Source organism: Isoptericola sp. Y541, from assembly GCF_059445465.1.
In genome coordinates this window covers 395,585-408,710 of record NZ_JCAIUJ010000002.1, presented here as the reverse complement: position 1 = coordinate 408,710, position 13,126 = coordinate 395,585, and the positions used below count along the sequence as shown (strand labels likewise).

At 74.2% G+C, this 13,126-nt stretch carries 11 protein-coding genes; 9 read left to right on the top strand and 2 right to left on the bottom strand.

Annotated features, from left to right (window positions below; genetic code table 11):
- The first annotated feature begins 319 nt into the window (after positions 1-319).
- Positions 320-1,051 carry an SDR family NAD(P)-dependent oxidoreductase gene (locus AC1C2V_RS06660; protein WP_495388798.1) on the top strand — a complete coding sequence of 244 codons (732 nt, stop codon included), beginning with the start codon at positions 320-322 and terminating at the stop codon, positions 1,049-1,051.
- A gap of 30 nt (positions 1,052-1,081) precedes the next feature.
- Here AC1C2V_RS06660 and AC1C2V_RS06655 read toward each other — a convergent pair whose 3' ends face one another.
- On the bottom strand, positions 1,082-1,582 hold the full coding sequence (locus AC1C2V_RS06655; RefSeq protein ID WP_495388797.1) for a MarR family winged helix-turn-helix transcriptional regulator: 501 nt from the start codon (positions 1,580-1,582) through the stop codon (positions 1,082-1,084).
- A 110-nt stretch (positions 1,583-1,692) separates the two neighbouring features.
- Here AC1C2V_RS06655 and AC1C2V_RS06650 point away from each other — a divergent pair, with 110 nt between their 5' ends.
- The 4 genes from AC1C2V_RS06650 (at position 1,693) to AC1C2V_RS06635 (ending at position 6,868) form a co-directional block, all read left to right on the top strand.
- Entirely contained in the window at positions 1,693-3,987 is a 2,295-nt protein-coding gene (locus AC1C2V_RS06650) for an LLM class flavin-dependent oxidoreductase (protein ID WP_495388796.1), read from the top strand.
- Between the two features lie 58 nt (positions 3,988-4,045).
- Positions 4,046-5,107, top strand: coding sequence for an L-glyceraldehyde 3-phosphate reductase (mgrA, locus tag AC1C2V_RS06645; protein ID WP_495388795.1), 1,062 nt, complete (start codon positions 4,046-4,048; stop codon positions 5,105-5,107).
- 107 nt (positions 5,108-5,214) lie between these two features.
- Positions 5,215-6,177 (top strand): carbohydrate kinase family protein, encoded by a 963-nt coding sequence (locus AC1C2V_RS06640; protein WP_495388794.1) that lies wholly within the window; start codon positions 5,215-5,217, stop codon positions 6,175-6,177.
- Position 6,178: 1 nt separating this feature from the next.
- Positions 6,179-6,868, top strand: coding sequence for a nucleoside/nucleotide kinase family protein (locus AC1C2V_RS06635; protein ID WP_495388793.1), 690 nt, complete (start codon positions 6,179-6,181; stop codon positions 6,866-6,868).
- A gap of 28 nt (positions 6,869-6,896) precedes the next feature.
- Here the strand turns inward: AC1C2V_RS06635 and AC1C2V_RS06630 are convergent, their stop codons facing one another.
- The gene (locus tag AC1C2V_RS06630) at positions 6,897-7,370 is read right to left on the bottom strand and encodes an Lrp/AsnC family transcriptional regulator (protein ID WP_495388792.1); all 474 of its coding nucleotides are present in this window, start codon (positions 7,368-7,370) and stop codon (positions 6,897-6,899) included.
- 140 nt (positions 7,371-7,510) lie between these two features.
- Here AC1C2V_RS06630 and pdhA point away from each other — a divergent pair, with 140 nt between their 5' ends.
- The 4 genes from pdhA to AC1C2V_RS06610 are packed head-to-tail and all read left to right on the top strand — an operon-like array spanning position 7,511 to position 13,123.
- Positions 7,511-8,827, top strand: coding sequence for a pyruvate dehydrogenase (acetyl-transferring) E1 component subunit alpha (pdhA, locus tag AC1C2V_RS06625; protein ID WP_495388791.1), 1,317 nt, complete (start codon positions 7,511-7,513; stop codon positions 8,825-8,827).
- Positions 8,824-9,858 (top strand): alpha-ketoacid dehydrogenase subunit beta, encoded by a 1,035-nt coding sequence (locus AC1C2V_RS06620; protein WP_495388790.1) that lies wholly within the window; start codon positions 8,824-8,826, stop codon positions 9,856-9,858. Before pdhA ends, AC1C2V_RS06620 begins: the two co-directional genes overlap by 4 nt.
- Positions 9,858-11,453, top strand: a complete 1,596-nt coding sequence (locus AC1C2V_RS06615) for a dihydrolipoamide acetyltransferase family protein (RefSeq protein WP_495388789.1) — start codon at positions 9,858-9,860, stop codon at positions 11,451-11,453. The genes AC1C2V_RS06620 and AC1C2V_RS06615 overlap by 1 nt, the downstream gene beginning before the upstream one ends.
- Positions 11,450-13,123 carry a carboxyl transferase domain-containing protein gene (locus tag AC1C2V_RS06610; RefSeq protein WP_495388788.1) on the top strand — a complete coding sequence of 558 codons (1,674 nt, stop codon included), beginning with the start codon at positions 11,450-11,452 and terminating at the stop codon, positions 13,121-13,123. The genes AC1C2V_RS06615 and AC1C2V_RS06610 overlap by 4 nt, the downstream gene beginning before the upstream one ends.
- The last annotated feature ends 3 nt before the right edge of the window (positions 13,124-13,126 follow it).

Genomic DNA, 13,126 nt, shown 5'->3' with positions numbered 1-13,126 from the left:
CGCTGGTCGAGCCTGTCGAACCTCTCGCTGGTTGAGCCTGTCGAAAGTAACGCTGGTTGAGCCTGTCGAAACCTGTTGACCTGGTTTCGACAGGCTCAACCAGCGTTCGTGCTGCTGGTTTCGACAGGCTCGACCAGCGTTCGTGCTGCTGGTTTCGACAGGCTCGACCAGCGTTCGTGCTGCTGGTTTCGACTGGCTCGACCGGGGATCTCGTCCTCGACGAGGTGACCGATTCCCGCCGGTGCCCGTGCCGCGGCGTTGCTGTGATGGGCGTGCGGCCCCGCCCGGGGCGCGTCACCGCTCCCCGAGAGGACACGTCATGCAGATCGCACTCGTCACCGGAGCCACCCGAGGGATCGGGCTGGCCGTGGCCCGACGGCTCGCCCGCGACGGCCACCACGTGGTGGTCGGAGCGCGCAGCGACGAGGCCGGTCGTGCCGCGGCCGACCTCGTCCGGAGCGAGGGTGGCGAGGCCAGCAGCGTGCTGCTCGACGTCACCGACGCGGAACAGGTCCGCGCCGCGGCCACGCTCGTGGGGGACCGGTTCGGCCGGCTCGACGTGCTGGTCAACAACGCCGGGGTGCTGCCCGAGGCCACGTCGGACGCGACGGAGGCGGTGGACCTGGAGCTGTTCCGCCGCACCTACGCGACCAACGTGCTCGGACCGGTCGCCGTCCTCGAGGCGTTCCTGCCGCTGCTGCGCCGCAGCGCCGCGGGACGCATCGTCAACGTCAGTACCCGTATGGGCTCGTTCGCGGACCAGCAGGACTCGGCGTCGCCCTACTACGCCACGGTGGTGCCGGCCTATCAGTCGTCGAAGGCGGCGCTCAACGGCGTCACGGTGGCGCTGGCGAAGGCGCTCGCCGGGACGCCGATCAAGGTCACCTCGGTCTGCCCGGGGTTCGTGCGGACCGATCTCGCGCCCATGGCCCGGGAGCACGCGCCGCTGGCTCCCGAGGACGCGGCCGAGGTGGTGCACCGGGCCGCGACGCTGCCGGACTCGGCGCCGTCGGGGACGTTCGTGGACGCCCTCGGGCCGGTGCCGTGGTGACCGTCGGGATCGCCGGCTGAACGCTGGCGGTCAGGCCCCCGCGTCCACCACCCGGGCGACGACGGCGCAGCGGTCGTCGCCCGGGGCGGCGCCGGTGGCGGCCCGCGCGAGCAGGTGGCGCAGGGCGTCGCGCTCGGCGACCTCGAGGCCGCCGAGGAGCTCGTCCTCGGCCGTGCGCACCCGTGCGTCGAGGTCGGCGAGGACGGCGCGGCCGTGGTCGGTCGGGACGATGCGGCGGGCGCGGCGGTCGGACGGGTCCGGCTGCCGCTCGACCAGGCCGCAGCCGACGAGCTCGTCGAGCAGGTACGTCATGACGGTGCGGTCGATGCCGAGGCGGGCGGCGAGCGCGGCCTGCGTGGGCGGCGCGTCGTGCACCACGGCGGCCAGCACCTCGTAGCCGCGCGGGCCGTGCGGGACGTCGGCGCACACGGCGGCGACGTGGTTGCTCCACTCGCGCAGCAGGGCGGCGAGCGACCAACCCAGCGGGGAGGGGGTCGCGCTGTCGGTGCTCGCGTCCGTCGTGGTGGTCACCCGGCCATCGTAAGGGAATGTGCGGCTGGTCAGAAGAGTTGGCGCTGATATCGTCTGCGGTGCAGACGATCTCCCATCCCGGGAGCGGTCCTCCCCGCGAAAGGTCCCGCATGACGGACTACGGCCACGACCTGGTCTTCGGCACGTTCATCACCCCCACCAACCGCGACCCGCAGGTGCCGGTGCGGCTCGCCCAGCTGACGGAGGCCGCGGGCCTGGACCTGGTGACGTTCCAGGACCACCCGTACCAGCCCGCCTTCCTCGACACGTGGACGCTGCTGTCCTGGGTGGCCGCGCGGACGGAGCGGGTGACCGTCGCGGGCAACGTGCTCAACCTGCCGCTGCGGCAGCCCGCCGTGCTCGCGCGCGCCGTCGCGTCGCTCGACCTGCTCTCGGGCGGCCGCACCGCCCTCGGCCTCGGCGCCGGCGGGTTCTGGGACCCGATCGTCGCGATGGGTGGCACCCGGCTCACCCCCGGCGAGTCCGTCGACGCGCTGGACGAGGCGCTCGACATCATCCGCGGCATCTGGGACGGCCGGGAGCGCCGGGGGCTGCGGGTCGACGGCACGCACCACCGCGTGGCCGGGGCGAAGCGCGGCCCCGAGCCCGCCCACGACGTGCCGATCTGGCTCGGCGCGCTCAAGCCGCGCATGCTGCGCCTGATCGGCCGCAAGGCCGACGGCTGGCTCCCGTCGCTGGCGTACCTCAAGGACGGCGACCTGCAGCGCGGGCACGAGATCATCGACGAGGCGGCCACGGCCGCCGGCCGTCATCCCGCCGCGGTGCGCCGACTGCTCAACGTCCAGGGCGAGCTGGCGCCGTCGCGCCAGGGCTTCCTGCAGGGGCCGGTGGAGCAATGGGTGGAGGAGCTCTCCGCGCTCGCGCTCTCCGACGGCATCGGCACGTTCATCCTGGCCGCCGACGACCCGAACCTGATCCAGGTCTACGGCCAGGAGGTCGCGCCCGCCGTCCGCGAGGTGGTGGCGCGCGAGCGCGCGTCGTCGGGCACGGCCTCGGCCGCGACGCAGCGCGGCGAGCGGGCGATCGCCCTGCGTCGCCCGGACATCGACTACGCCGGCGTTCCCGCCACGCTGGCGCCGAGCGCCGTCGAGCCGGGCGACCGCGCCTACGACGTCGTCCGCCACAACTATCTGCGCTCCGGCGCGCCCGGCCTGGTGCTGCGCCCGCGCGACGCCGAGCAGGTCGCGGAGGCCGTGCGGTTCGCGCGGACGCAGGACGTCCCGCTCGGGGTGCGCTCCGGCGGGCACGGCATCAGCGGCCGGTCCACCAACGACGGCGGCATCGTGGTCGACCTCGGGGCGCTGGACCAGATCGAGGTGGTCGACGAGGCCGCGCGCCGGGTGCGGATCGGCGCCGGCGCCACCTGGGGCCGCGTGGCGGAGACCCTCGCGCCGCGGGGCTGGGCCATCAGCTCGGGCGACTACGGCGGCGTCGGGGTGGGCGGGCTCGCCACCGCCGGCGGCGTGGGGTACCTGGGCCGCACCTACGGCCTCACGATCGACCACGTCGTCGCGGCCGAGGTCGTGACCGCCGACGGGCGCGTGGTGCGCGCGTCGGCCGACGAGCACCCCGACCTGTTCTGGGGGCTGCGCGGGGCCGGCGGCAATCTGGGCGCGGTCACGTGGGTCGAGGTCGAGGCCATGGAGCTGGGGAACGTGGTGTTCTCGCAGATGACGCTCGACGCCACCGACATCGCGGGCGTCCTGGAGCGCTGGGGCGCCGTCATCGAGTCGGCGCCGCGCGAGCTCACGAGCTTCCTCATCCTGTCGCCCGGGCGCCGGGGGCGGCTCTCGGACGGCAGCGACGATCAGGGGCCGGTCGCGCAGCTCATGACCGTCTTCGCGGGCGACGACACCGACGCGGCGGTGGAGCAGCTTGAGCGGCTCGCCGGCGCCGGGCCGCTGCTGGGCCACCAGGCTTACCTGATGCCGTACTCGGGCGTCGTGCAGGCGGGGGACAAGCACCACTCCGGCGGCGGCGACCCGGCCGTCCGGTCGGGGCTGGTCGACCACCTCGACACCGCCACGAGCCGCGCGTTCGAGAAGCTCGCGCTGTCCGGGGAGACGTACTTCCTGCAGATCCGGGCCACCGGCGGCGCGGCGAACGACGTCGACCCGGGGGCGACGGCGTACGCGCACCGGCACCAGAACTTCCTGCTGTCGGCGATGTCGTCCTCGCAGGACCGGCTGGACGCTGTGTGGGACGCCGTCATGGCGCCGTACACCGACGGGCTCTACCTGTCGTTCGACACCGACACCCGGCCCGAGCGGCTCGCCGACGCCTTCCCCGAGCCCACGCTCACCCGGCTGCGCGAGGTCAAGCGCGACTGGGACGCGGACAACGTGTTCCGCGCGAACTTCCCCGTCCCGCCGGTCGCTGGTTGAGCGAGCTCGACCGGCAACACCTCGACAGGCTCGACCGGCGGTGATGGAAGATGGTGCCATGCCTCTCGCACCTCGGTACCTGGCCGACGACGCCCGCTACGAGTCGATGACCTACCGCCGCACCGGCCGCTCCGGCCTGGACCTGCCCGCGCTGTCGCTGGGCCTGTGGCACAACTTCGGCGACGTGAACCCGCTCGACACCCAGCGCGCCATCCTGCGCCGGGCCTTCGACCTGGGGATCACGCACTTCGACCTGGCCAACAACTACGGCCCGCCCTACGGCTCGGCGGAGGAGAACTTCGGCCGCCACCTGGCGAAGGACCTCCGCCCGTACCGCGACGAGCTCGTCATCTCCACCAAGGCGGGCTACGACATGTGGCCCGGCCCGTACGGCGACCACGGCTCGCGCAAGTACCTGCTCGCGTCGCTCGATCAGTCCCTGAACCGGATGGGCCTGGACCACGTCGACGTCTTCTACCACCACCGCCCGGACCCGTCGACGCCGCTGGAAGAGACGATGGGCGCGCTCGCGACCGCCGTCCAGCAGGGCAAGGCGACGTACGTGGGTGTCTCCAACTACTCGCCGTCGCGCACCCGCGAGGCCGCGCAGGTGCTGGCCGACCTCGGCGTCCCGCTGCTCATCCACCAGCCGAGCTACTCGATGTTCAACCGGCACGTCGAGATCGCCGACCGCGAGGACGCCTACGACGGCCGGCAGAGTGAATCGCTGCTCGACGTCGTCGAGGACCTCGGCATCGGGACGATCGTCTTCTCGCCGCTGTCGCAGGGCCTGCTCACCGGCCGGTACCTCGGCGGGTCGGCGCCGGAGGGCTCGCGCGCAGCGCGCAGCGACTCGCCGTTCCTGTCGTCGTCCAACCTCACCGAGACGTACCTGGAGCGGGCGCGGGCGCTGAACGCGATCGCCGAGGGCCGCGGCCAGACCCTCGCGCAGCTCGCCCTGGCGTGGGTGCTGCGCGACGACCGCGTGACGTCGGCGCTCATCGGCGCGTCGTCCGTGGCGCAGCTCGAGGACAACGTGGCGGCGCTCGCCGCCCCGGCGCTCACCGACGACGAGATCGCCGCCATCGAGCCGTACGCCGTGGACGACGCCGGCCGCTAGGAAGTTGTTTCGCTGGTTGAGCCGGTCGAAACCCGGATCGTCACTGGTCCGGACCCTTCGACAGGCTCAGGACGGCGCAAGCTCGACCGACGAGGAAAGGGGGACCGATGGCTGTCTGCTGGTTCGTCGGGCTGACCACGCTCGACGTCGTGCACCGCGCGGCCGGGCGACCGGGCGCGGACGAGAAGGTCACCGCCACGCGGCAGGACGTCGCGGCCGGTGGCCCGGCGGCCAACGCCGCGGTGGCCGCCGCGGCCCTCGGCGCGCGGTCCGTGTTGATCAGCGCGCTCGGCGCCGGCCCCGTCGCCCAGGCGGCCCGCGCCGACCTGGACGCCTGCGAGGTGCAGGTGCACGACGTCGCCGGCCCGGACGAGGGATTCCCGCTCGCGGTCTCCGCGGTCCTCGTCGACGAGGCCACGGGCGAGCGGTCCGTCGTCTCGCCCGACGGCGCGCTCGCGGTGGCGCCCACGCCCACCGCCGTCCGGCTCGCCCGGCTCCCCGCGCCCGACGTCGTGCTGTTCGACGGCCACCACCCCGCGATCGCGCGGGCCGTGCTCGCGTACGTCGAGGGACTGCGCCCGCGGCCGCGGGTCGTGCTCGACGGCGGCCGGTGGCGGCCCCTGTTCGCCGAGCTGCTGCCCGCGGCGGACGTCGCGGCGCTGAGCGCCGACTTCACCGTGCCCGCCGGCATCGTCCCCGGGGCGGCGGACGGCGCGCACGGCGCACTGCTGCTAGGTGCGCGGTCGGTGGTCGTGACGCGTGGCGCGGACCCGGTGACCTGGTCGGTGCCGGACACGTCCACCGGCGCCGTGGCCGGCAGCGGCGTCGTGCCCGTGCCGTCGGTGACGGCGGTCGACACCTTGGGCGCGGGAGACGCGTTCCACGGGGCGCTCGCTGTGGCGCTCGCCCGGGGCGAGTCGCTGCCCGACGCCTGCGCGGCGGCGGTGCGCGTCGCGAGCACGCGGGTGGCGCACGTCGGGCCGCGGTCGTGGCTGGTGCACCTCCCGGACCTGTCAGGCCCACGCGCGGGTTCTGAGGGTCCTGGTCCTGACAACTCGCGAGGCGATTGAGTTGTCAGGACCACAGCACGGTTTCGCAGGTCGTGGCCCTGACAGGTCGCGCGGGCCGGTCGAGGCGTCGACGGCGGAGCTCGTCGCACGCGCCCGGCGCCTGGCGGTGCTGGGCGAGCGGCGCATCCTCGGGATCGTCGGGGCGCCTGGGTCGGGGAAGTCGACACTCGCCCGGGTGCTCGTCGAGGCGCTCGGGCCGGAGCTCGCCGTCGAGGCGGGGATGGACGGCTACCACCTGTCGAACGCCGTCCTGGCCGAGCTCGGGCGCCGGGACCGCAAGGGCGCGATCGACACGTTCGACGACGCGGGTTACGCCGCGCTGGTCGCGCGCCTCGCCGGCGCGCGGCCCGGCGACCCGCCCGTCTACGCGCCCGTGTTCCGCCGCGAGCTCGAGGAGCCGGTGGCGGCGGGGGTCGGGGTCCCTGCCGGCGTGCCGCTGGTCGTGACGGAGGGCAACTACCTGCTCGCACCCTCGGGCGCGTGGCCGGCCGCGCGGGCCCGGATGGCGGAGGTCTGGTACGTCGACGTGCCGGACGACGTGCGGCTCGGGCGGCTGGAGGAGCGGCACCACGCGTTCGGCAAGAGCCGCGCCGACGCCCGGCGCTGGGCGCGCGGCTCGGACCAGGCCAACGCCGAGCTCATCGAGTCGACGCGCGACGGTGCGGACCTCGTCGTCGCCTGGCGGACCTGACCTTCCCGACCGCGATCGACGCCGCGGGTCAGAGCCCCCGGCGCGCCTGGTCGATGAGCGGCTGGATGCGGAAAGGGATGAGCTCGCCCATGGACAGCGACGTCTCGGTGCGCTCCACGCCGTCGACGGCGAGGATGGCGGCGTCGATGCGGAACAGGTGGTCGGTGTCCCGGCACACCACCTGCACGCGCAGGTCGGCGGTACCGCTGCGGCCGAACGCCTGCACCACCTCGGGAATCTGGGCCAGCGCGTCGACGATGCGTCCGAGCTCCTTCTGCCGCACCTCGACCTCGAGGAACGCAGTGAGCGGGTGGCCGAGGAACTGCGGGTCGATGCGCCGGTCGAAGTCGAGGAACGCGCCGGCCTCCTCGAGCCGGGCCAGCCGCGCGTGCACGGTGTTCCGGGACAGGCGTAGGCGCTCCGCGAGGGCGGCGATGGTGGCCCTCGGGTCCTGGGCGAGGGCCGACAGAAGGCTCAGGTCCACGGCGTCGTAGCTGCGCACATCGACCAGCGTAGCGGGGGCAGGCTGAGCACTCTGCGCAGTGCGGGCGAAGGTGGTGGTCGCGGCCTGTGAGCGGCGCTACGTTCGCGGTATCCGGCGCTCGACGCGGAGCGGCCGGGGACACGCGAGGTGAGGCGACGATGCCCAGCACCATGGGTTCGACGTCCCGCGACGACCTGTCACGAGCGGGCGGAGCGCGGACCGAGACGGCGTCCGGTACGACGGACGACACGACGAGCAACAGCACCGACAGCACGACGAGCACCGCCGGCGCGGTCATGGCCGGCGCGGTCCGGCTGCTCGACCAGAAGGGCGTGCGGCACCCCGACCCGGGGCTGGACCGCTGGCTGACCGACGTCGACGACGGCTCGGACGGGGCGCGCGCGACGCTGCTCGGCCTGTACGAGGACATGGTCGTCGCGCGGCGCATCGACGCCGAGGCGACGGCGCTGCAGCGGCAGGGCGAGCTCGCGCTGTGGCCGCCGCTGCTGGGCCAGGAGGCGGCGCAGGTGGGCTCGGCCCGGGCGATGCGCGATGACGACTTCGTGTTCTCCAGCTACCGCGAGCACGCCGTCGCGCGGGCACGCGGGGTGACGCCGGTGGAGCTGCTGCGCGTGTGGCGCGGCGTCACCGCCTCCGGCTGGGACCCGTACACCGCGGGCATGGCGACGCCGCAGGTCATCATCGGTGCGCAGGCCCTGCACGGGGTGGGCTACGCGCTGGGGATCCAGGCCGACGTCGAGCGCGGCGTCGTCGTCCCGGGTGACGACGGCACGCCCGCCGTGGTCACCTACGTCGGCGACGGCGCGATGAGCCAGGGCGACGTCAACGAGGCGTTCGTCTTCGCCGCCACCTGGCAGATCCCGTACGTGCTGTTCTGCCAGAACAACCAGTGGGCGATCTCCGAGCCGGTGGCGCTGCAGTCGGCTGTGCCGCTGGTGCAGCGGGCGTCCGGGTTCGGCGTCCCGGGCGTGCGGGTGGACGGCAACGACGTGCTGGCCGTGCTGGCCGTGACCCGCGAGGCGCTGCACCGCGCGCGCACCGGCGGCGGCCCCACCTTCGTCGAGGCCGTGACATACCGGATGGGCCCGCACACCACCGCCGACGACCCCACCCGGTACCGCGACGCCGCCGAGGTCGACGCCTGGGCCGAGCGCGACCCGGTCGCGCGCCTCGCGGCGTACCTGCGCTCCGGCGGCCTGCTGACCGACGACGACGAGGCCCGCGTGCGCGACGCCGCCGACGCCGTCGCCGCCGAGCTGCGGGAGGGCTGCATCGCCATCGAGGACCCGCCGCCGCTGAGCGTCTTCGACCACGTCTACACGGAGCCGCACACCGCGGTGCGCGCCCAGCGCGAGGAGCACGCGCGCTACCTCGCGGGCTTCGCCGACGTGTCCGACGCCACGACCGCCACGACCGCCACGACCGCCACGAACGGACAGGGGGCCGACCGATGACCACCCAGACTCTCACCCTCGCCAAGGCGCTGGGCGCTGGCCTGCGCCGGGCGATGACCGACGACCCGACCGTCATGCTGCTCGGCGAGGACATCGGCCGCCTCGGCGGTGTGTACCGCGTGACGGACGGGCTGCAGTCCGAGTTCGGGGCGCGGCGCGTGGTGGACACGCCGCTCGCGGAGTCCGCCATCCTCGGCACCGCGATCGGGCTGGCGTACCGCGGCTACCGGCCGGTGGTGGAGATCCAGTTCGACGGCTTCGTGTACGTCGCGTTCGACCAGATCGTCAGCCAGCTCGCCAAGATGCACGCGCGCACCAACGGGGCGGTGAAGCTGCCCGTCACGATCCGGATCCCCGTGGCCGGCGGCATCGGTGCGGCGGAGCACCACTCGGAGTCGCCCGAGGCCTACTTCGTGCACACGGCCGGGCTGCGGGTGGTCTCGGTGGCGAACCCGCAGGACGCCGCCACCATGCTGCGCCAGGCGATCGCCTGCGACGACCCCGTCGTCTTCTTCGAGCCCAAGCGGCGTTACCACGTCAAGGGCGAGGTGGACCCGCACCTCCCGCTCGACGACGTCGCCCCGATGGGCTCGGCGCGCGTGGTCTCACCGGGGGACGACGTGACGCTCGTGACGTTCGGCTCGCACGTGGCGACGGCGCTCGACGCGGCCGTCGCGGCGTCCGACGAGGGCGTCTCGGTCGAGGTGATCGACCTGCGGTCGCTGTCGCCGATCGACCACGACACGATCGCCGCATCCGTGCGGCGCACCGGCCGGCTCGTCGTGCTGCACGAGGGGCCGCGGGAGGCCGGCGTCGGCGCCGAGATCGCGACGACGGCCACCGAACGCTGCTTCGAGTACCTCGAGGCGCCGCCCGTGCGCGTGACCGGCTACGACATCCCGTACCCGCCCGCCAAGCTCGAGGGGAACCAGGTGCCGGACCTCGACCGCGTGCTCGACGGCGTGGATTGCGTGCTGGGGCGGGTCCCGGCGTCCGCGGGCGACGTCGCGGGCGTGGCGGTGGGAGCGTGATGGCGATGCGCGAGTTCAGGCTGCCGGACCTGGGCGAGGGGCTGACCGAGTCGGAGGTCGTCGAGTGGCGCGTGGCCGTCGGCGACGCCGTCCAGCTCAACCAGGTCATCGCGGAGGTGGAGACCGCCAAGGCGCTGGTCGAGCTGCCGTCGCCGTGCGCCGGCGTCGTGCGGGTGCTGCACGCCGAGGAGGGTCAGACCGTCGAGGTCGGCGAACCGCTGATCACCTTCGACCTGTCGGAAGGGGCGTCGGTCGAGTCTGTCGGGACCATCTCGTCGGTCGAGCCTGTCGAGACCACCTCGTCGGTCGAGCCTGTCGGGAGCACCTCGTCGGTCGAGCGTGTCGGGACCACCTCGTCGGTCGAGCCTGTCGAGACCACGAACCGGGTCTCGGCAAGCTCGACCAGCGAGGATGTGCCCGAGCCGAACCTCGTCGGGTACGGCGCCCGGCCGGAGCGCGCCGGACGCCCGGCGCGACGGCCGCGGCGGTACGCCGCCGCCTCGTCGGTCGAGCCTGTCGGGACCACCTCGTCGGTCGAGCCTGTCGGGACCACCTCGTCGGTCGAGCCTGTCGAGACCACGAACGGGGTTTCGACGAGCTCGACCAGCGAGGGGACGGGCGAACGCCCGCGCTCGACGCCGGTGGTGCGGACGCTCGCTCGGCAGCGCGGCGTCGACCTCTCCGCGGTCAACGGCAGCGGACCGCACGGCCGCATCACGCGGGAGGACGTCGAAGCGGCGTCGTCCGGCGCACCGTCGGGCACGGGCACGGGCACGACGACGGCGAACGCGCCGTCCGGCGAGACGCGCACCCCGGTGCGCGGGGTCCGCAAGCGCACGGCCGCGGCGATGGTCGCGAGCGCGGCGGCGCCGCAGGCGTCGGTGTTCCTCACGGTGGACGTCACCGCGAGCATGGAGCTGCTGGCGCGCCTCAAGACTCACCCGATGGCGGGCGGGCAGCGGATCACCGTGCTCGCCCTCGTGGCGCGGGCCGTGTGCGCGCTGCTGCCGGCGCACCCCGCGCTCACGAGCCGTTGGGTGGACCGCGCGGATGGGGAGGCGGAGATCGTGCGCCCCCCGCATGTGAACCTCGGGATCGCGGTGGCCACCGACCGGGGGCTCGTCGTGCCGCACGTCCCCGCCGCGGACACGCTGTCCCTCACCGGGCTCGCCGCCGCGCTCATGGAGCTCACCACCACGGCGCGGGCCGGGCGCACGACGCCCCAGCGCCTGGTGGGTGGCACGCTGACCATCACGAACATCGGCGTGTTCGGCGTGGATTCCGGCACGCCGATCCTCAACCCGGGCGAGCCCGCCATCCTCGGGCTCGGCCAGGTGGCCCGCCGCCCGTGGGAGCACGACGGCGAGCTGGCGCTGCGCCAGGTGACGACGCTCAGCCTCACGCTCGACCACCGCGTGGTGGACGGCGAGCAGGGCGCCCGGTTCCTCGCCGAGCTGGGGGCGGTGCTCGCCGACCCGGGCCTTGCCCTGCTGCTGCCGTCGGTCGAGCCTGTCGAGTCCACGGGGGCCCGGGTTTCGACCCTTCGACAGGCTCAGGACGACGCAAGCTCAACCGACGGGGTGGCGGGCGCATGACCGTCCTCGCCTCCGCCGTCGACCCCCGCGCCGACGCCGCCCGCACCAACGACGAGGCGCAGCGCGCGCTGGCGGACCGGCTGCGCGACCGCACCGCCGTCGCCGCCGAGGGCGGCACGCAGCGCGCCCGGGACCAGCACACGTCGCGCGGCAAGCTGCTGCCGCGCGACCGGGTGGCGCGGCTGCTCGACGAGGGCAGCCCGTTCCTCGAGGTCGCGCCGCTCGCGGCGTACGGGGTAGACCCTTCGGCAAGCTCAGGGCAGCCCGCCGGCCCGGGCGAGGTCGGAGCGTGGCCGGGTGCCGGCGTCATCGCCGGCATCGGGCAGGTGAGCGGGCGGCAGGTGATGGTGGTCTGCAACGACGCGACCGTCAAGGGCGGCACCTACCACCCGCTCACCGTGAAGAAGCACCTGCGGGCGCAGGAGATCGCGCTCGAGAACCGGCTGCCCTGCGTGTACCTGGTGGACTCGGGCGGCGCGTTCCTACCGCGGCAGGACGAGGTGTTCCCCGACCGGGACCACTTCGGCCGGATCTTCTACCACCAGGCGCGGTTGTCGGCGGAGCGGGTCCCGCAGATCGCGGCGGTGCTGGGCTCGTGCACCGCGGGGGGCGCGTACGTGCCCGCGATGAGCGACGAGACCGTCATCGTGCGCGGCCAGGGCACGATCTTCCTCGGCGGCCCGCCCCTGGTGAAGGCGGCCATCGGCGAGGACGTGACGGCCGAGGAGCTCGGCGGCGGCGAGCTGCACGCGCAGCGGTCCGGCGTCGTCGACCACCTGGCCGAGGACGACGAGCACGCGCTCGACATCGTGCGCGACATCGTCTCCACCCTGCCGCCGGACCCCGACCCGGCGTGGGACGTCGCGCCCGCGGTCGCGCCCGCCGTCGATCCCGCGGGGTTGTACGCCGCTGTACCAGTCGACGTGCAGCAGCAGTACGACCCGCGCGAGGTGATCGCCCGGCTCGTGGACGGCAGCGAGCTGCACGAGTTCAAGGCCGAGTACGGCAGCACGCTCGTCACGGGGTTCGCGCGCATCCACGGCCACCCGGTCGGGATCCTGGCCAACGCGGGCGTGCTGTTCCGGGAGTCGGCGCTCAAGGGCGCGCACTTCATCGAGCTGTGCGACCAGCGCGGCATCCCGCTGCTGTTCCTGCAGAACATCTCGGGGTTCATGGTGGGTCGGGACGCCGAGGCGGGCGGCATCGCCAAGGACGGCGCCAAGATGGTCACCGCCGTCGCGACCACCCGGGTGCCGAAGCTGACCGTGATCGTGGGCGGATCGTTCGGCGCCGGCAACTACGCGATGTGCGGGCGGGCGTACTCGCCGCGGTTCCTGTGGTCGTGGCCCGGCTCGCGGATCTCCGTGATGGGCGGCGCGCAGGCGTCGTCCGTGCTCGCCACCGTGAAGCGCGACCAGCTCGCCCGGCGCGACGAGGAGTGGGACCCGGCCGAGGAGGAGTCCTTCCGCGCCTCGATCCGCGACGACTACGAGGTCGCCGGCGACCCGTACCACGCGACGTCGCGCCTGTGGGACGACGGCATCATCGACCCGCTCGACACGCGTCGCGTGCTCGGGCTCGCCCTCGGCGTGTGCGCCCGCACGCCGCTGCCGGGCGGGTCCTCGACGACCGCCCCGACCGAGCCCCGCTTCGGGCTCTTCCGGATGTGAGGC